The sequence below is a fragment of the Bartonella sp. AA97HXZ genome, from assembly GCF_042196985.1.
Taxonomy (GTDB): Bacteria; Pseudomonadota; Alphaproteobacteria; order Rhizobiales; family Rhizobiaceae; genus Bartonella.
On record NZ_JBHIRC010000005.1, the window covers coordinates 1 to 20,217 of the forward strand.

Here is a 20,217-nt window from a genome sequence, read left to right on the forward strand (position 1 = left end):
ACCAATGTAGTCAGTGATAGCCTTGCCAAGCAGGATGATAATACGAAGGTTATCACTATTGGTAAAGAAGTAGAAGGCAGTGAAATCAACATAGCCAACAAGACTGGTACGGATCGGACACTTTCAGGTGTTGGTGAAGCAACAAAGGATAATGAAGCTGTTAACAAAGGTCAGCTTGATAAAGGTTTGAAGGATCTTTCTACCAGCCTTCAGTCAGATGGCTCGGCTGTTGTTCATTACGATAAAAAAGAGGGTGAGAATGGCGGCATTGATTACACGAGTGTGACTTTAGGTAAAGGTAAGGATGCAGGACCAGTTGCACTTCATAATGTAAAAGATGGTGCCATTGGTGAGAGTTCACATGATGCGGTTAATGGTAGTCAGATCAACACGATTTCTCAGAATGTAGCTAAATTCCTTGGTGGCGATGCAAAATTTGTTGAGGGTACGTTTACAGGACCAACCTACAAGTTATCCAAGGTTGATACAGCTGGTAATATAACAAATGGCTCTTTTGATAATGTTGGTAGTGCATTTACTGGTCTTGATGAGAATATCAAAAATGTGAATGCACGGATTAAGGAAGTCTCAGAAGGAGTTGCACAAGATTCTTTATCATGGAGCGAGGGTGAAAAATCCTTTGTAGCCTTGCATGGAGGAAAAGACGGTGCAAAGACAAATAGCAAGATTAAGTTCCTTGCGGCAGGAGATATTACGAAAGAATCTACAGATGCAGTAAATGGCTCCCAATTTTATTCCTTAGGAAAAGATCTTGCATCGTACTTAAACGGTGATGCTAAGTATGAGAAAAATCAATGGTTGTTGCCTAGATTTAAAGTTACACACCTTAAAGAAGATGGCACATCAGAAGAAGCTGAGTACGATAGTGTTTCAGAAGCTCTTTCAGGTGTTGGTAATTCTTTCACGAATGTGGTTAAAGACTTTAATGACAAAGTCACGAATATCACAGAATCTGTCCAAGGCGATGCGCTGTTGTGGAATAAGGACGCAGAGGCGTTTGTAGCCAAGCATGGGTACAAGGAAAGCAAGACGAACAGCAAGATAACGTCGCTTGCAAATGGGGATATCACTAAAGACTCAAGCGATGCTGTAACAGGAAATCAGCTATATGCTCTAGGTAACAGTGTTGCGCAGTCTTTAGGTGGTGATGCTAGTTATGCAGGTGGCGCTTGGACGGCTCCAAGTTTCAAAGTTAAGATCGTTAATGAGGATGGTACTAAAGTTGAAGAGAAGAAGTATGATACTGTATCGGAAGCATTTGCTGGTGTAGGAACATCTTTTGAGAATCTTCAAAAAGAGTTTACTCAAAACAACACGGAGGTTACTGAAAATATTAAGCAGAATGCGTTGTTGTGGAGTGATTCTGAAAAGGCGTTTGTAGCAACACATAGAGAGGGTGATGAGAAAGGCAACAGTAAAATTAAGTTTCTTTCCAATGGAGAGGTTTCTGCAAGCTCAAGTGAAGCGGTCAATGGTTCTCAGCTTTTTGATACGAATAAGACTGTTGCAACTTATTTAGGTGGTGGCGCTGAATATAAAGAAGGTCATTGGAGTGCTCCAAGCTTCAAAGTTAAGATCGTCAAAGAAGATGGCAGTGCTGTTGAAGAGCAAAGTTATGATGATGTTGCTAAAGCATTTGCTGGTGTAGGGAATTCATTCACGAATATTCACAAAGAGCTTAAGAATGAGATTAACCAAGTTGTGGGAGATAGTCTTGTTAAACAAGATGAAAAGACACATGCTATTAGTGTCGGGGGTGAAAAGAGTGGTACAGAAGTTAAGCTTTCGAATATTGATGGTGCCGCACGGACTCTTTCCGGTGTGAAATCAGGAACGCTTTCGGAAGCATCGAGTGAGGCGGTCAATGGTTCTCAGCTTTTTGATACGAATAAGACTGTTGCAACTTATTTAGGTGGTGGCGCTGAATATAAGGAAGGTCAATGGAGTGCTCCAAGCTTCAAAGTTAAGATCGTCAAAGAAGATGGCAGTGCTGTTGAAGAGCAAAGTTATGATGATGTTGCCAAAGCGTTTGCTGGTGTAGGGGCTTCATTCACGAATATTCACAAAGAGCTTCAGAATGAGATTAATAAAGTTGTAGGAGATAGTCTTGTTAAGCAGGATGATGCTACGAAGGTAATCAAGATAGGTGATGAAAAAGAGGGTAGTGCAATCACAATTTCAAACATGAATGGTGATGCACGTAGTCTCTCTGGCGTGAAAGCTGGAACACTTTCTGAAGGCTCGACGGAAGCAGTGAATGGTTCTCAGCTTTATTCCTTGAATCAGACGCTGGCGATGTATTTAGGAGGAGGAGCTAGCTATGAAGGTGGCGAATGGAGTGCTCCAAGTTTCAAAGTTAAGATCGTCAAAGAAGATGGTAGTGCCGTTGAAGAGCAGAGCTATGATGATGTTGCGTCTGCCTTTGCTGGTGTTGGTGATTCATTCACGAATATTCATAAAGAGCTTCAGAATGAGATTAATAAAGTTGTAGGAGATAGTCTTGTTAAGCAGGATGATGCTACGAAGGTAATCAAGATAGGTGGTGAAAAAGAGGGTAGCACAATCACAATTGCAAACATGAATGGTGATGCACGTAGTCTCTCTGGCGTGAAAGCGGGAACACTTTCTGAAGGCTCGACGGAAGCCGTGAATGGTTCTCAGCTTTATTCCTTGCATCAGACGCTAGCGATGTATTTAGGAGGGGGAGCTAGCTATGAAGGTGGCGAATGGAGGGCTCCGGAATTCAAGGTTTCACAATTCAATTCTGATGGTAGTTCGTCAGAAAAGAAGATCTATCATGATGTAGCAGGAGCTTTTGATGGTGTCAGTGATGGTATGACGAGTATCAACGAGCGTATTCATGATGTTGAGAAGAATGTGGCGAGCAATGGTTTGAATTGGAATGAAAAAGAAGGTGCGTATGATGCGAAGCATGATGGTAAGTCGAGTAAGATTACGAATGTATTGGATGGTAAGATAGAAGAAGGCTCGCAAGAAGTTGTTAATGGTGGTCAGCTTTGGAGCACGAATGAGAGGGTAAAAGAGGTTGAAGACAAAGTAGATACGATAGATCAACATGTGAAAGATATTGAAGTAGCTGTAACAGATGGCGTTGTTAACTATGATAAAGATAGTGATGGGAAAAAGACCAATAGTATTACGTTAGTAGGAGGCAATGACAGCGAACCTGTTATGATAGACAATGTAGCGGCAGGCAAGATTGAAACAGGTTCTCAGCAAGCTGTTAATGGTGGTCAGTTGCATGATTATACTGAAGAGCAGATGAAGATAGTTCTTGAAGATGCCAATAAGTATACGGATGAGAAAGTTAGTGGTCTTGTCAATGATGGTGTTAACGAGTCGAAATCCTATACGGATATGAAGTTTGAGACATTGAATTATGCTATTCAGGATGTTCGGAAAGAAGCAAGACAAGCTGCTGCTATTGGTCTAGCGGTGTCCAACTTACGTTACTATGATATACCAGGATCTTTAAGTGTTTCATTTGGGAGTGGTTTATGGCGCAGTCAATCTGCACTTGCTATTGGTGCTGGTTATACATCTGAAGATGGAAATATTCGCTCGAATGTATCTGTGACAAGTGCTGGAGGTCATTGGGGAATAGGCGCTGGAATTACTCTGAGGTTGAGATGATAATAGAAAAAATGGCTGTTATTGTAAAAACGAGAAGTATGTTAGTAAAGGTTCTGCTGTTTGCTCTTGCCTTAATAGGCAAGAGCGAAAGCTTTGCCAACGAGAACAATAATATTTATACAGTGCATCCACCGCACTTATCGATACCTAAGGGAGAACCTGGCGAAACACGTCGAATTATTATGCAGTTTTATGATTGGACTTTGATTTGTGACGAAAAACAAAAGCTTAAACATAAGCAAGGTATATGTAATGTAACACAGACGGTTCATGATCAAGAAGGAAATACCATTTTTAGTTGGTCTCTTGTTTCTACGACAAGTGGTCAAGCAGTGATGCTTTTTCGAACATTGCCAAATTCTGATATAAATGTTCCGATTCAAATGTTTGTAAAAGATGTTAAAAAACCTGTTCTTATTAATTATACGCAATGTAATGAAACGGTTTGTTTGGCACAATCACCTGTAGGGCCGGTTTTGACTAAACAAATAGAGCAGAACAATAAGGTACGTATTTCCTATAAAACTAAAGAAGGTAAGGTATTTTCTTTTACTGTACCATTTAAAGGGTTAAATGCAGCACTTAATTCTTTCCGTCCTTAGAATCCATCGAGTATTTTTAACAAGAGTCATTTTTCCATAAATTGTTGTATTATATTTCTGAGTGTAAATTATAAGGTCAAATAAGTAAGAAGTTTTATATAATATGATATCGAGGTGATTTGTTGGAAAGAGTGAGAGTTTTATGAATATAAAGTCACAGTAAGTTCTTTATATGTAATAGAAAATCAAGTTAGTGTTTCCCGTAATGCTTAAAGAATGATTTCGTTAGTTATTAAAAGTAAAAAAGATGAGAAATACTCGATTTATTCCTTACAATAATGAGTAGACTAAATTCTTTTTTTAAGCTTCAAATGGATTTTTAAAGCGGTCTGATTATGCATTAATATTTTTCAGATAAATTTATAATTCTAGAGATTTTTTTGAATGATGGTTTTTATTGGTATTCACAAAATAACAGCTATTGTAATTGCATTTTGTGGTACTACAGAACTTTTATTCCAGCATAATCAAAGCCATTTCATCGCATATAACAGACGAAGCTCGTGTGTGGATAACGAGATTAAAAAAATTTTTTCTTATAAACCGTACTAATGTATAGGTTGTTGTAACCTTAAGAGTCAGCAAATAGTATGATAGTGTAGGTTTGTTACAATAGAGGTGTGCTCCGTGTGAATGGTATCAAGAAAAGAGCATAATTTATAAAAATTGATGTGAACGTAAACGATTAATTTATAGTTTTAAGTTCATAAAGAGATGCATGATTTCACGGAAACAACCGAAAGATTATACAAAAATCTGAATGATGTTAGTGTAGAAAATTTTAATGATAGAAAAAGAAAGAATGATTTCTTGTATATATCATTTGATGCTGCATTATTGCTTTATTTAGGAATGAGCAGAAGAGTTTTCGCGTTTATTTATTGGGGGAACGCTCAAGGGATAAGGGACATGACCCCGTTAAATTATGGTTCAAAAGAGTTAAAGCGAGGAGAAATATACGATACCAAAGCAGATCAGTTGTATGATCAGTGCGGTAGTAATACAAATAATCTTTCTGCATTGTCACGAACAGAGGCATACTCTGTCCTTGTTGATATAAAGAGACAACAGAGAAAAAAACATTATGAACAGAAACAGGTTTTTGTTCAATCTGAGACAGCTTTTGAGTTTCATAATCAGATAATGATAGGTACTCAAAAAACAAAAAAACTCAAAGCATCTTTTCTTCGACGGTTCCATCCAGTAAAATCTCCACCTCTTTATGCGGCACTTGATCTCGGAACAAATAATTGTCGTCTTCTTATCGCATCTCCCAGTAAACCTGGATATTTTCGTGTTGTTGATGCTTTTTCTCGTATTGTACGATTGGGAGAAGGTTTAATAAATAACGGTTTTCTTAATACACAAGCTATGGATCGTGCGATTGAAGCATTAAAGATTTGTCATTTAAAGCTAAAACAAAGGCATATTAAGCGTTATCGCTTGATTGCAACGGAAGCTTGTCGTTCTGCAGAAAATGGTAGACATTTTATTCAGCGTGTTTTGGAGGAGACAGGTCTTGAATTGGAAATTGTTGATCGGCAAACAGAAGCGCGTTTTGCTGTTACAGGGTGTAGTACACTTGTTGAACCAAATACTGACGCAATTGTGCTTTTTGATATCGGAGGAGGATCATCAGAAATTGTGCTACTGGATGTTTCTCAAAAGCGTTCTTTTCGTTTAGCTCGACAAATTATCGCTTGGACTTCTCTTCCTGTTGGTGTTGTTACGCTTGCTGAACGTTTTGGAGGGAATGATATTAGCTTAGACGATTTTGAAAAAATGAAAAGCTATGTGCGAGGGTTATTAAATAATTTTTCAGATCGTCATAAATTAGGAGAGTTAGCACAAGGTTCGAAGTTTCATCTTTTGGGAACCTCCGGTACGGTTACGACTTTAGCAGGAATGTATCTTAATTTAGAGCGTTATGATAGGAAAAAAGTGGATGGCATTTGGATGAATGATGCAGACATTACACTTATGACACAACGCCTATTATCATGGGATATAGAAAAACGTGTCATAAGTCCTTTTATTGGACGCGAGAGAGCAGATTTAGTTTTAGCTGGTTGTGCAATTTTAGATGTTATTCGGGAAGTTTGGCCAAGTCAGCGTTTAAGAGTTGCTGATCGTGGATTAAGGGAAGGAATTTTGATAGAGCTGATGTTACGCGATGGAGTATGGTGTCGTCATAGAAAGAGCAGAGATTTCAAGCGTTAGAGAATTAAATATGGAGACAATGAATAACGATGAAAAAAACAACAAAAACACCAAGAGGTGGCTATGGAGGTTCAGGGTCACATGAATTATATCAGCGCGTAAAAAAGAAAGCAGGAACCATTAAAGCTTCATCACGACGATGGTTAGAGAGGCATCTGAATGATCCTTATGTCCATCAATCAAAAGTAGATGGTTATCGTTCGCGTGCGGCTTATAAACTCATTGAAATTAATGAGCGCTATAGGTTTTTGAAAAAAGGTCAAAAGGTTATTGATCTAGGAGCAGCACCTGGGGGCTGGTGTCAGGTGGTTGAGCGTATAGTAGGGTCAAGTGATGAGGATCCTAGCGTTATTGGTATTGATTATTTACATGTTGATCCATTACCTAGAGTTGCCATGTTGGAAATGGATTTTTTGCATACAGATGCACCGCAGAAATTAATTGAAACTTTAGGGACAAAACCGGATGTGGTTCTTTCTGATATGGCAGCGCCAACAACAGGTCATCGTCAGACGGATCATTTAAGAACGATTTATTTATGTGAAGTTGCGGCTGATTTTGCTCTTTCGGTTCTTAAGCCTGGGGGACATTTTTTAGCAAAGGCTTTTCAAGGAGGAGCAGAAAACACTCTTCTTACGATACTAAAACAGCATTTTAAAAAAGTCTATCATGTTAAACCACCCGCAAGCCGATCAGAATCAGTAGAGCTTTATCTTCTAGCACTTGAATTTAAGGGAAAAACAAAAATACAAGAATAGCGCCTTCTTTTAAGAAGACTTAACTTTACTTAACCTATTTAGATGTGATGATTTTTTTCTCAAAGAGTTATCGGCGATAGTGACAGTTTTTCTGTTATCAATGATGAAAAACTGGTAAAATTAATGTATTGCCTATAGAGGTAAAGAGATTGATTCCTCAGTGAGTGTTTCCAATGAAATTTCTTGATCAAGCTAAAGTTTATATTCGTTCTGGTAATGGAGGTTCTGGAGCAGTATCATTTCGTCGTGAAAAATTCATAGAATTTGGGGGGCCTGATGGAGGGAATGGAGGACGGGGTGGTGATGTTTGGGCTCTTGTTGTTGATGGGCTTAACACGCTGATTGATTATCGCTACCAACAGCATTTTAAAGCAAAAACAGGGGGGCATGGCAAGGGGCGTAATATGACGGGTGAGAAGGGTAATGATGTCATCCTTAAAGTTCCGGTTGGGACGCAAATTTTTGAAGAAGATAATACAACGTTAATCTGTGATTTAACGGAAGTGGGACAGCGCTATCGCCTTGCAAAAGGAGGGAATGGCGGTTTTGGCAATCTTCACTTTACAACATCGACAAATCGGGCACCGCGTCGTGCAAATCCAGGTTTGGCTGGAGAAGAGCGTGCAATATGGCTTCGTTTGAAGTTAATTGCTGATGCGGGGCTTGTTGGTTTACCAAATGCTGGAAAATCAACTTTTTTAGCTTCTGTAACGGCTGCAAAACCAAAAGTTGCAGATTATCCTTTTACCACTCTACATCCTCATCTTGGTGTTGTACGTATTGATGGTCGTGAATTTGTTTTGGCTGATATTCCAGGATTAATTGAAGGAGCGCATGAAGGTGTGGGAATTGGAGATCGTTTTTTAGGACATGTGGAACGTTGTCGCGTACTGCTTCATCTAATTTCTTCTCAAGAAGAAGATGTTGCAAAAGCATATCAAATTGTGCGTCATGAACTTGAGGCATATGGAAATAATCTAAGTGATAAAACTGAAATTGTTGCTTTAAGCCAGATAGATACGCTAACGATTGAAGAGCGTGAAGCTAAACGGGAAGCTTTGCAAAAAGTAACGGATCAACCTGTTATGATGTTTTCTGCGGTTAGCCGCGAAGGTTTAGAAAATGTGCTGCGTGCTGGTGCATATATTATTGAAATGTCACGCAAAGAGGAGATCAGTGGGGATAGCAAGGTTGATTGAGATGGCTGTTGGATCGCAAAAACTTACACACTATAAACGTATTGTGGTCAAGATTGGATCTGCCCTTTTGGTTGATCCTCAGGCAGGTTTACGGGTTGAGTGGCTTAAAAGCTTGATCAATGATGTTGTTGAATTGCATAAAAAAGGCGTAGAGATATTATTGGTGTCTTCAGGCGCTATTGCTTTAGGAAGGACATTGCTACAGCTTCCTAAGGGGACTTTGAAATTGGAAGAAAGTCAGGCATGTGCTGCTTTGGGGCAAATTGAGTTAGCAAAAACCTATGGTGATGCGCTTGCTCAACATGGGCTCAAAACAGGCCAAATTTTGCTCACTTTATTTGATACGGAGGAGCGAAGGCGTTATCTCAATGCACGTGCAACGATTGAGATGCTTTTATATTTGGGAGCTGTGCCTGTTATTAATGAGAATGATACTGTTGCAACAACTGAAATTCGTTATGGTGATAATGATCGTTTAGCTGCACGTGTGGCAACAATGGTGAGGGCAGATCTTTTAATACTTTTATCCGATATTGATGGTCTTTATACAAAGTCTCCCCATAGTGATCCTACGGCTGAATTTATACCTTTTGTTGCATCCATTACGCATGATATCGAAAAAATGGCAGATGTTGCTGCTTCAGAGTTTTCACGGGGAGGAATGAAGACTAAGCTTGAAGCCGGAAAAATAGCTAATGCTGCTGGAACGGCGATGATTATCACCTCAGGCAAGCGTATGAATCCCCTTGCTGCAATTGACAAAGGTGAACGCAAGAGTTTTTTTGCGGCAAGTAAGAAATCTGTCAATGCTTGGAAAACATGGATTTCTGGTCATTTAGATCCATCTGGTGTTTTGACGATTGATCAAGGAGCCATTAGGGCTCTTGAATCAGGAAAATCATTATTAGCTGCAGGGGTTATTGGCGTTGAGGGAAATTTCCAGCGTGGGGATACGGTTGCAATTATTGGTACAGATGGAGTTGAGATTGCGCGTGGACTTGTAAGCTATGACAAAGATGAGGCTGTACGCATTATAGGACATAAAAGTAAAGAAATCGAAGCTATTCTTGGGTATGAGGCGCGCTCTGCTATGGTGCATCGTAATGATATGATTGTACGTTGCTTGACCAATACTGTTTAAAAAAGTTACTTTTGTTTTTATTGTTTTGGCAGAGTGGATGTTACGATGACTTTAGAAGAACAAATGAAAGATATGGGACAAAAAGCACGCTATGCCGCTGCAGCGTTGGCCGTTGCTTCTTCTGAGCAAAAGAACAATGCATTAGAAATGATCGCTTTAAGTCTAGAGGCTCAGTCAGATGAAATTTTACGGGCGAATTGTCAAGATTTAGAGAATGCTGCTCAGAATAATTTGAAAGCTGCAATGATTGATCGGCTAAAATTAGATGATTTGCGTTTACGTGCAATGATAGATAGTGTTCGCCAAGTTACTCGTTTATCTGATCCTGTTGGGCAAGTGATGGATGAATGGACGCGTCCAAATGGGCTTCATATAAGTCGTGTACGAACACCTCTTGGTGTGATTGGCATTATTTATGAAAGTCGTCCAAATGTTACAGTTGATGCGAGTGCTTTGTGCTTAAAAGCTGGCAATGCTGCGATTTTGCGCGGTGGTTCGGATAGCTTTCATTCTTCTCATGCTCTTCATTTAGCTTTGGTACAAGGTTTAGAGCGCTCTGGTTTACCTAAAGATGCCATCCAAATGGTTGGAACGACAGATCGTGCTGCCGTTGGGGAAATGCTCAAAGGATTGGATGGAGCGATTGATGTGATCGTACCACGTGGTGGAAAGAGCCTTGTTGCCCGCGTTCAGTCTGATGCACGTGTTCCAATTTTTGCTCATTTGGAGGGACTTTGTCATATTTATATTGATAAATCGGCAGATTTAGATATGGCACGCAATATTGTTTTAAATGCAAAGCTGCGGCGAACAGGGATATGCGGTGCTGTTGAGACAGTTCTCATTGACGGCCAAGCATTAAAAAAATTTCTTCCTGTTTTAACTGCTTTACAGGAAAAGGGGTGTGAAATTCGTGCCACAGAAGATATTGTTTTTCTTATGCCAGATGTCAAATTAGCTTCTGAAGAAGATTGGTCGCATGAATATCTTGATGCTATTCTTTCTGTTAAAACGGTTGAGGGTGTTGAGGGAGCCATTTCTCATATCAAGCGTTATTCATCAGGACATACGGAATCGATTATTGCTGAGGATTTAGAAGTGGTGAAGAATTTTTTTAATCATTTAGATTCAGCTATTTTATTACACAATGCATCTACACAATTTGCTGATGGAGGTGAATTTGGTTTTGGAATGGAAATTGGTATCGCAACAGGAAAAATGCATGCACGTGGTCCCATAGGTGTTGAACAGCTAACATCATTTCAATATCACGTTAAAGGAAATGGTCAGGTTAGAGCTTGAGAACACCATTTTTTCCATGGAAAAATTGTATGCCACATGTTGAAAGATCTAATGTTGTGGGTCTTTTTGGTGGTTCCTTTAATCCACCGCATGCGGGGCATCTTCTTGTTGCAAAAATTGCCATTCGGCGTTTGCATCTTGATCAGTTATGGTGGATGATCTCTCCAGGAAATCCTTTAAAGGATTGTACACAGTTACCCTCTTTAGAGGAGAGAATGCAATTAAGTTTTAAACTTATTGACCATCCAAAAATTCGCTTAACAGGTTTTGAACAGGCTATAGGGAGCAAAGTATCAGTAGATACGATTTTTCATATTCTTACTCATTACAGTGGCGTAAATTTTGTATGGATTATGGGGGCAGATAGTTTTGCGACGATACATCATTGGTATCGATGGCATGATATCGTCTCTATGCTTCCTATTGCGATTATTGATCGTCCTTTAGGCAATCGGTCAGCACTTTCCTCTCCTATGGCACATATTTATCGCCGTTTTCGTTTGGATGAGAGAGAAAGTAAGCGATTACCTTTTATCAAGCCACCAGTTTGGACTTATTTGCATGGACCTTTATCTTTTCAATCTTCAACAAACCTTCGTTTGAAGAAGAATGATTTTTCTTGAACATTTCATAAGATTCTGCTTCTCTTTAGAGAAGTCTCTTTTTTAGATTCCACAACGATAAGAAAGGATATTGATCTGAAAAACGTTGCACACAAACACTCTTACGATATTATGCCTTCAAAAGAAAAAAAAGTTTTTTCTGTTAGTGAGAGTCTTGAAGTTATTCTCAAGAGTTTAGAAGATACAAAAGCAGAAGATATTGTTGCTATTGATATTCGAGGGAAGTCATCTTTGGCTGATTATATGGTCATAGCTTCAGCAAATTCGCAGCGTCATGTATCGTCTGTTGCTGATCATTTATTGCATACTTGGAAAGATAGTGGGCAGGGGCTTGCGCGTGTAGAAGGGCTTGCTGGAGGTGACTGGGTATTGATTGATACAGGTGATATTATCGTTCATCTTTTTCGTCCAGAAATTCGTCTTTTTTATAATTTAGAAAAAATATGGATGACGCCGGATTTAAACGATACGGCTTTGCTTCTCTTCGGAGAGCATTAAAATGCAAATTTCTATTTTTGCGGTTGGTCGTATGAAAAGTGGGGCGGAGCAAAAATTAGTTCAGCATTATTTGGATCGTTTTTCTAAAATTTCTGGAGATGTAGGCTTTCATTTAAAAAAGTTACAAGAGATACCAGAAAGTCGTGCTCAAACAGTTTATCAACGTATGGAGGAAGAGGGGAGAAAACTTATTGAATTTTTACCTGAAAAATGTCGATTAATTGTGTTAGATGAGCGTGGAGAATCGATTTCGTCAATTTCTTTTTCTGAAAAATTGAGGTGTTATCGTGATGAGGGCATTCGAGATGTCGTCATTGCTTTGGGAGGACCTGATGGGCATAATGAACAAATAAGGAAGCGTGCTGATTTTCTTTTATCTTTTGGTTTGATGACGTGGCCACATCAAATTGCACGTATTCTTCTTACAGAACAACTTTACCGCGCTGTAACAATTGAAAATCATCATCCGTATCATCGTTTTTAATATTTTTGTTCAATTTTTAGCACTTATTTATATGTTTATTAATATTGTTTTAGCTGACACCATTTAAAGCATCTCTAATGTATACGATGAGGTGTCATGGTTTTTGCAAATGAAAAAGCTTCTTCATAGAAAGATGCTATATTTATATGAGGAGTGCGTCATATTTGTCATTCTGCTCTTGAGTATATTTTTTTGCTTTTCTGTATCGCATGCGGAAGATACAATGAGGAGTACGGAAGTCCATAAAGAATTAGGAGAAATTCGCCAAAATATTTCACTTTCGCGTGAGCGTGTTGCTTTTCTTATGCATCAAGTTGAGCATTTAAAAAAAGATCAACGTGTTTTGAGTGATGCACTCATAAAGGCGGCTAAAGAAGAACGTATAGTAGCAGATGATATTGCTAAAAGGGAAGAAAAGCTTAAAAAAATGATAGAAAAGCGGGTACAAGTCTATCAAAGTTTAAAAAATCGTCGTGCTGAATTTGCGGAAGTTCTTGCACTTTTGGAGCGTATGGGATTGAATCCGCCTCCTGCTCTTATGATACAGCCAGAGAACGCGTTGGCTTCTATACGTAGTTCCGTTTTATTAGGTACTGTTATTCCTCAGATGCAAGAGAAAACGCGAGATTTAACAGAAAAACTCAAGGAGTTGACCAATTTGAGTAATTCCATTACTACGGAATATAAGGCATTAAAGACAAAACTGCAAAATCAAGCAGAGCAGCGAAAACGTCTAGAGCTTTTATTAGACCAAAAAAACAAACTACAAAAAAAATCAGAAAAAGAACTTACAGAACAGCAACAAAAAAATATTGCTCTTGCTAAAAAAGCGCAGTCTTTGGAAGAATTGATTTTAGAGCTCGACCGCCAGTCAAAATTTAGCTCTGATGCATCAGTACAGGTAAGGAAAAGTTTGCAATTGTTAGAACAGTCCAATTTTGAAAGCCGAAAAGGTTCTTTACTTTTTCCTGTTTCAGGAAAAAGAATACGTCACTCTAATAAAAGTTCGCAGATTACGCGCTTTGGTGAAACGATAGAAACAGAGTCAGGAGCTGTTGTTATATCACCTGTAGATGCTTTTGTTGCTTTTGCTGGGCCATTTCGTTCTTACGGACATTTAATCATTCTCAATGTTGGAAATGGTTATCATATCATTCTTACTGGAATGTCGAGAATTAATGTAAAACAGGGGCAGTTTGTTCTTTCAGGTGAGCCTCTGGGTATAATGGAGATGCAATTTATTTCAAACAGTGTTGCATTGGATATAGGAAAAACTTCTCCAATGCTTTACATTGAGTTTAGAAAGCAGGGAAAACCTGTAAATCCAACTCCTTGGTGGCAGACTGAAAAAATAAGAAGGAGCCAAAATGATTCGTAAAGTTATTCTTTTGGTCGCTGGGGTATTGCTCGGCGCCTGTTCAATGATTATGGTGCAGTCTGTTGCTGCGAATAATGAAGATAATGCATATAAAAAGCTAGCTATATTTGGCGATGTTTTTGAGCGTGTGCGTATGCAATACGTTACAGTTCCAGATGATAAAAAGCTTATTGAAAACGCTATCAATGGCATGCTCACATCACTGGACCCTCATTCATCTTATTTGAATGCTGAAGAAGCCAAGGATATGCGGGATTCTACGAAAGGAGAGTTCGGAGGTCTTGGTATTGAGGTCACTATGGAAAAAAACTTAATTAAAGTTGTTTCACCAATGGATGATACTCCCGCTTCAAAAGCAGGTATTCTAGCAGGAGACCTTATTTCAAAAATTGATGATGTACAAACGAATGGTCAAACATTGAATGAAGCTGTTAATAAGATGCGAGGTGCTCCTGGAACACCAATTACCTTAACAATTATTCGTTCTGGCGTTGATAAGCCATTTGAAGTGAAGATTGTTCGTGATATTATCAAAGTAAAAGCGGTGAAATATCGGGTTGAGGGTGATATTGGATATTTAAGAGTTATCCAGTTTTCTGAACAGACATTAAATAATCTTCTAGCGGCAATTAAAGATATCCAATCTAAAATTCCTGAAGATAAGCTAAAAGGTTACGTCCTTGATTTGCGGCTTAATCCGGGTGGGCTTTTAGATCAAGCTGTTAATGTTTCGAGTGCTTTTCTCAATAAGGGTGAAATTGTGTCGACTCGTGGGCGCAAAAAGAGTGATGTGACAAGATTTGATGCGAAGCCAGGTGATGTCATCAATGGAAAACCGCTCATTGTTCTTATTAATGGTGGTTCAGCAAGTGCTTCTGAAATTGTTGCGGGTGCATTGCAAGATCATCGTCGTGCAACAATTTTAGGGACGCAGTCTTTTGGTAAAGGATCTGTTCAAACAATTATTCCTTTGGGTGAAAATGGGGCTTTACGCTTAACAACAGCACTTTATTACACGCCATCAGGCACTTCTATTCAAGGAACAGGGATTACGCCTGATATTATTGTAGAGCAACCACTCCCTGAAAAATATAAAGGTTATGATGTAAAAGTTGGTGAGTCTGCATTAAAAGGACATATCAAAGGAAAACGAGAAAGTAATAAAGGATCTGGTTCAGCTGCTTTTGTTCCCAAAGACCCTAAAGATGATATTCAATTGAATGAGGCCTATAAACTGTTACGAGGTGAAATGTCAAATGCAGCATTTCCACCAGATCCCAATAAGGATGTATTAAAGTGAGAATTGATATCTATAGCTTGCGATTTTGAGGAATATTAAATGGATGCAGGTATTAATTTGAAGATTCTTCCATATCGCAAATGTGTTGGGATTGTTATCTTTAATCATGAGGGTAAAGTGTGGGTTGGGCGTCGTTTAATGATGCCCATTCATGCAGATATTGAAATATCTCATCGTTGGCAGCTTCCTCAAGGAGGGATTGATGAAAATGAAAAACCATTAGATGCAGCATATCGTGAACTTTATGAAGAAACGGGTATTCGATCTGTGAAGTTGATTAAAGAAGCACAAAATTGGTTCCATTATGATTTTCCACAAGAACTTATTGGGTGCACATTAACAAATAAATATCGTGGGCAAATACAAAAATGGTTTGCTTTCCAGTTTACAGGAAAGCTTTCTGAAATTGCGATTAATCCGCCACCAGATGGCAATAAAGCGGAATTCGATCAATGGAAATGGATTGATCTAGAAACCCTTCCGTTGATTGCTGTTTCTTTTAAAAAGCACGTTTATACGAAAGTTGTCAGCGAATTTCGAGGTAGCCTTAGACCATTATAAAAGCTATATGATTACGAGAAAGCTTTTTTTATTAAGATGCTTTATATTATAATAAATAATAAACATGTTTATCTTTTATGTAAAGAACAGGAATATAAAATGAAAAAGTTATTTAATTTACTTATAGTTTTTACTCTCTTGAGTATTTCATCTGTTGCATTTGCAACAAGTTCAAAGCCTCCTGCATCAAAAGATGCGGCAGCGACATTGCCAAATGGAGCTTCTTCTTTGACTGAAACCTACGGTTTGTGGACTATTAACTGTGGTATACAAGAAGGGAAAAGAATTTGTTTTATGCACCGTCAAGAAGTGAATGAGCAGGGGCGTGTTGTTGTGGCTATGGGCCTTACTCTCGATGCTGAGGGTGTTGTATCTGGTAATTTAACAGTTCCTTTTGGCATTTTGGTTTCTAAGCCTGTTCGTTTACAAGTTGATGAGGGAAAAGCTGTTATCGAAACCGGTATCCGGACTTGTGTACCAGCAGGTTGTGTGGTTCCTGTCGTTTTTGACAAAAATCACGTAGCAGCTTTACGTTCTGGAAAACAGTTAAAGTTGGCGATGACAATTGCTGCTGCAGGTGAACCAGCTTTGAATGATTTATTTGTTCAGCTAGATGGTTTTAGTAGTGCTCTTAATCGTTTGACTGCTTTGCAGAAATAATTTTAAAACTAGAAGCGGCCTTTAAAAGGCCGTTTTTAGTTTGTTTGTTTTTTATAATTAATAATGAAAACGATGAGATTTAAGATTAATCCTATAAGGGATATTCAGATTTTTTGCCGTTTCTTCTATTTTATGTGCTATTTTTAATTTTGATATTTGTTTTCTAACTGCATCGTCATTAAATAGAGAGATGAAGAATTTAGATGTCTGGTTTTTATTCAAGAAAAAAGAGTATTGAAATATAAAACCATTTTTTGATACACAGACCTGCTTTAATGAAGGTTTTCTATACGCTCTTCTGTTGCCTTGATTGAAAGGGATGACGCATGATTTATGCATTGCTTCGAACGATTGATTTGATTTTTGAGATTTATATTGATATTTTAATCGCTAGTGTCATTTTTTCTTGGCTTTATGTCTTTAATATCATAAATTCACGCAATCGCTTTGTTGTTTTGATAGGAAGCTTTCTATATCGTTTTACAAATCCCGTTCTAAGCCGTATCCGGAAAATTTTACCAAATTTGGGAACGATTGATATTTCACCTATTGTAGTTTTCATTATTATTTATTTTATTCGTGTTTTCATGTGGCGCGTTTACGCAAACATATATGTATAGAAATATTACTTGAGGCGAATACATGTTTTATCAAGTTGATAAAAATAACTTGATTTTGTTTGTATATCTCATTCCCAAATCATCCGTTGACAAAATAATAGGGATTGAATGTAGGGATGGTGAAAAACAATATCTGGTTATACGCCTTCGTGCTGTTCCTGAAGATGGAAAAGCGAATAAAGCTCTCATTAAATTTCTTGCGAAGCAGTGGAAGATTTCAGCTTCTTCTATTTCTCTGAAAAGCGGCGCAACATCTCGCTACAAACAACTTTACTTTTCGACACATTTAGAAGAATTACAGCAGATATGGCAATCCTTTAGAGATTGCATCTCGTAGAAAAAATAAAGAATAAAGCCTATTTTTAAATAGGCTTTATTCTATTAAAATCGTTATATTTTTTTATTGCGCTCAACAGCTTGCTTAATTAATTCATGCGCAAAGTTTTTATCACGCCATCCTTCAATTTTAGCCCATTTTCCAGGTTCCAGATCTTTGTAATGCTTGAAGAAATGTTCAATTTGTTTGAGTGTAATCTCGGGCAGGTCTGTATAGTCATGAATATTGATATAGCGTTTTGTTAATTTTGTAGTGGGAATGGCAATAATTTTTTCATCTTTACCACCATCATCTTCCATCATTAGAGCTCCGATGGGGCGAACATTGATAACACAACCAGGCATAAGTGGACGGGTATTACAGATAAGGACATCAATAGGATCACCATCATCCGAAAGCGTATGAGGGACAAAACCGTAATTTCCAGGATAAACCATTGATGTATGAAGAAAACGGTCAACAAATAATGCACCCGACTTTTTATCCATCTCATATTTTATTGGTTGCCCACCAAGGGAGACTTCCACAATAACGTTAATATCTTCTGGTGGATTTTTGCCTACGGGTATTTCCTTAATATTCATAGAGACATCCTTTCTGGAATATAGTGAGGCTCAATACAATTAAATATTTTACCAAAGAGATTATGAAATTAACTTGAAATTGATGTACGTGTTTTTTCAAAACGTTTACGTTCATTAGGATCAAGATAGAGTTTGCGGAGACGAATATTTTTAGGGGTTACTTCCACAAGTTCATCATCTTGTATCCACGATAAGGCGCGTTCTAATGTCATTTTAATGGGAGGCGTTAACTTTACGGCCTCATCTTTTCCAGAAGCGCGCATATTGGTGAGTTTTTTCCCTTTTAAGACATTGACTTCTAAGTCATTATCTCGTGAGTGGATGCCAATAATCATACCTTGATAGACTTTCACACCCGCATCGATGATCATAGGTCCACGATCTTCAAGATTAAAAAGAGCATAAGCGACAGATTCACCGTTGTCATTTGAAATCATAACACCATTAACACGACCAGCAATGTCTCCTTTATAAGGTTCATAAGCATGGAAAAGGCGATTCATAATTGCTGTACCACGTGTGTCCGTTAAAAGTTCAGATTGATAACCAATGAGTCCTCGGGTTGGTGCATAAAAGACAAGGCGGACACGATTACCTCCAGAAGGACGTAATTCCACCATTTCGCCTTTACGTTCAGACATTTTTTGTACAACAGTACCGGAATATTCTTCATCAACATCGATAACAACTTCTTCGATTGGCTCAAGAGTTATTCCATTTTCATCTTTTTGCATAACAACACGTGGGCGTGAAACACTAAGTTCAAATCCTTCACGGCGCATATTTTCAATGAGAACTGCAAGCTGTAATTCTCCTCGTCCTGAAACGTAGAAAGAATCTTTATCGGCTGATTCTTCAATTTTAAGAGCGACATTGCCTTCTGCTTCTTTTAACAATCGGTCTCGAATGACACGACTTGTTACTTTATCGCCTTCAGTTCCAGCAAGGGGACTATCGTTGACGAGAAAACTCATAGTAACAGTAGGAGGATCAATTGGTTGGGCAGTAAGGGGTTCATTGACAGTAGGGTCACAGAAAGTATCAGCAACGGTACCTTTTTGTAGACCTGCAATCGCAACAATATCACCAGCACTTCCTTCTTCAATAGGTTGCCGTTCTAAGCCACGAAATGCTAAAATTTTTGAAATACGCCCAGTTTCTAAAAGTTTTCCATCTTGTCCAAGAACCTTGACATTTTGATTGGGTTTTAGAGAGCCAGAATGAATCCGTCCTGTAATAATTCGTCCCAAAAACGGATCCGCTTCAAGAATAGTTCCAATCATGCGAAACGGTCCTTCTGCTACACTAGGAGAAGGGACATGCTGCGTCACAAGATCAAATAAAGGACCTAATCCCTGATCTTTTGGTCCCTCTGGGGCTTCAGCCATCCATCCATCGCGTCCAGATCCATAAAGAATAGGAAAATCAAGCTGTTCATCGGTTGCGTCAAGAGCAGCGAAAAGGTCAAAAACCTCATTAATGACTTCATCAACGCGTGCATCCGGTCGGTCAATTTTATTAATAGCAACAATAGGGCGCAATCCTACTTTCAATGCTTTGCCAACGACAAATTTTGTTTGTGGCATTGGTCCTTCAGCAGCATCAACAAGTACAATGGCTCCATCAACCATATTGAGGATGCGTTCAACTTCTCCACCAAAGTCAGCGTGTCCTGGTGTATCAACAATATTAATTCGAGTATCTTTCCAAACAACAGATGTCACTTTCGCTAGGATTGTAATTCCGCGTTCTTTCTCAATATCGTTTGAATCCATCATACGTTCGCTTGTACGCTGATTATCACGGAAGTTTCCTGATTGCTTGAGAAGCCCGTCTACAAGCGTTGTTTTCCCATGGTCAACGTGGGCAATGATGGCAATGTTACGCAATTGCATAAATTTTCTTCTTTTCGTTTAATGAAATTTCATTTGAGGCAAAGTCTTTACATTCTTTGCCTGACTATTAAAAAACCTTTTACATGTTTTTTTATAATTTTGGAAGATGGAGGCAATATTTTTATGGCAAAACTATTTATCCAAGTCTTTAAGGCTCTATTGAGCTTCAATTTCTGAAGCTTCGTAAAAGTTTTTTATAGTACGTATGTTCTATTCTCGAGCTAAAAATTATCCCAAAAATCACAGTCAATTTGATTTTTATCAATATGACACAAGAAATTTATATGAATTCTTGTAAGAGTAAGTAAGTATAAAGCTAGCGATATTGTTGTTGTTGTTGTTTTGCAAAGAGATTGATAAAAATCCGGAATATCTCTTAA

Annotated in this window: 18 protein-coding genes; 16 read left to right on the forward strand and 2 right to left on the reverse strand. The window is 38.4% G+C overall.

The genetic code is table 11. From position 1 onward, the window contains the following. The 16 genes from ACFINE_RS04100 to ACFINE_RS04175 all read left to right on the forward strand — a co-directional run. Positions 1-3,675: Vomp family autotransporter (locus ACFINE_RS04100; protein WP_375621151.1), on the forward strand; the 3,675-nt coding region annotated here is incomplete at its 5' end. Next, entirely contained in the window at positions 3,672-4,277 is a 606-nt protein-coding gene (locus ACFINE_RS04105; RefSeq protein WP_273790643.1) for an invasion associated locus B family protein, read from the forward strand. The genes ACFINE_RS04100 and ACFINE_RS04105, both read left to right, overlap by 4 nt. 909 nt (positions 4,278-5,186) lie before the next feature. Continuing rightward, a complete protein-coding gene (locus tag ACFINE_RS04110; RefSeq protein WP_375621152.1) occupies positions 5,187-6,497 on the forward strand; it encodes a Ppx/GppA phosphatase family protein in 1,311 nt (436 codons plus the stop codon). Positions 6,498-6,526: 29 nt separating this feature from the next. Then, entirely contained in the window at positions 6,527-7,255 is a 729-nt protein-coding gene (locus tag ACFINE_RS04115; protein WP_375621153.1) for an RlmE family RNA methyltransferase, read from the forward strand. 173 nt (positions 7,256-7,428) lie between these two features. After that, on the forward strand, positions 7,429-8,454 hold the full coding sequence (gene obgE, locus ACFINE_RS04120; RefSeq protein ID WP_375621154.1) for a GTPase ObgE: 1,026 nt from the start codon (positions 7,429-7,431) through the stop codon (positions 8,452-8,454). Position 8,455: 1 nt separating this feature from the next. Beyond that, positions 8,456-9,595 carry a glutamate 5-kinase gene (gene proB, locus ACFINE_RS04125; protein WP_375621155.1) on the forward strand — a complete coding sequence of 380 codons (1,140 nt, stop codon included), beginning with the start codon at positions 8,456-8,458 and terminating at the stop codon, positions 9,593-9,595. 45 nt (positions 9,596-9,640) lie between these two features. Continuing rightward, the gene (locus tag ACFINE_RS04130; RefSeq protein ID WP_375621156.1) at positions 9,641-10,897 is read left to right on the forward strand and encodes a glutamate-5-semialdehyde dehydrogenase; all 1,257 of its coding nucleotides are present in this window, start codon (positions 9,641-9,643) and stop codon (positions 10,895-10,897) included. A 29-nt stretch (positions 10,898-10,926) separates the two neighbouring features. Further along, on the forward strand, positions 10,927-11,520 hold the full coding sequence (locus ACFINE_RS04135; protein WP_375621157.1) for a nicotinate-nucleotide adenylyltransferase: 594 nt from the start codon (positions 10,927-10,929) through the stop codon (positions 11,518-11,520). A gap of 111 nt (positions 11,521-11,631) precedes the next feature. After that, positions 11,632-12,018 (forward strand): ribosome silencing factor, encoded by a 387-nt coding sequence (rsfS, locus tag ACFINE_RS04140; RefSeq protein WP_375621158.1) that lies wholly within the window; start codon positions 11,632-11,634, stop codon positions 12,016-12,018. Position 12,019: 1 nt separating this feature from the next. Continuing rightward, entirely contained in the window at positions 12,020-12,502 is a 483-nt protein-coding gene (rlmH, locus tag ACFINE_RS04145; protein WP_375621159.1) for a 23S rRNA (pseudouridine(1915)-N(3))-methyltransferase RlmH, read from the forward strand. A 133-nt stretch (positions 12,503-12,635) separates the two neighbouring features. Continuing rightward, positions 12,636-13,880 carry a murein hydrolase activator EnvC family protein gene (locus ACFINE_RS04150; protein ID WP_375621218.1) on the forward strand — a complete coding sequence of 415 codons (1,245 nt, stop codon included), beginning with the start codon at positions 12,636-12,638 and terminating at the stop codon, positions 13,878-13,880. Then, positions 13,870-15,180: a S41 family peptidase gene (locus ACFINE_RS04155; RefSeq protein WP_375621160.1), complete on the forward strand. Its 1,311-nt coding sequence runs from the start codon at positions 13,870-13,872 to the stop codon at positions 15,178-15,180. Before ACFINE_RS04150 ends, ACFINE_RS04155 begins: the two co-directional genes overlap by 11 nt. 39 nt (positions 15,181-15,219) lie before the next feature. Then, positions 15,220-15,741 carry an RNA pyrophosphohydrolase gene (locus ACFINE_RS04160; RefSeq protein ID WP_375621161.1) on the forward strand — a complete coding sequence of 174 codons (522 nt, stop codon included), beginning with the start codon at positions 15,220-15,222 and terminating at the stop codon, positions 15,739-15,741. A gap of 99 nt (positions 15,742-15,840) precedes the next feature. Beyond that, on the forward strand, positions 15,841-16,401 hold the full coding sequence (locus tag ACFINE_RS04165) for an invasion associated locus B family protein (protein WP_273790632.1): 561 nt from the start codon (positions 15,841-15,843) through the stop codon (positions 16,399-16,401). A gap of 326 nt (positions 16,402-16,727) precedes the next feature. Beyond that, on the forward strand, positions 16,728-17,021 hold the full coding sequence (locus ACFINE_RS04170; protein WP_375621162.1) for a YggT family protein: 294 nt from the start codon (positions 16,728-16,730) through the stop codon (positions 17,019-17,021). A 22-nt stretch (positions 17,022-17,043) separates the two neighbouring features. After that, positions 17,044-17,358 carry a DUF167 domain-containing protein gene (locus tag ACFINE_RS04175; protein WP_375621163.1) on the forward strand — a complete coding sequence of 105 codons (315 nt, stop codon included), beginning with the start codon at positions 17,044-17,046 and terminating at the stop codon, positions 17,356-17,358. Between the two features lie 53 nt (positions 17,359-17,411). On the opposite strand, the gene ppa is transcribed toward ACFINE_RS04175, so the two are convergent. Together ppa and typA are read right to left on the reverse strand one after the other, a co-directional pair. Beyond that, the gene (gene ppa / locus ACFINE_RS04180) at positions 17,412-17,942 is read right to left on the reverse strand and encodes an inorganic diphosphatase (RefSeq protein ID WP_273790629.1); all 531 of its coding nucleotides are present in this window, start codon (positions 17,940-17,942) and stop codon (positions 17,412-17,414) included. 68 nt (positions 17,943-18,010) lie between these two features. After that, a complete protein-coding gene (gene typA / locus ACFINE_RS04185; RefSeq protein WP_375621165.1) occupies positions 18,011-19,837 on the reverse strand; it encodes a translational GTPase TypA in 1,827 nt (608 codons plus the stop codon). Between the last annotated feature and the right edge of the window lie 380 nt (positions 19,838-20,217).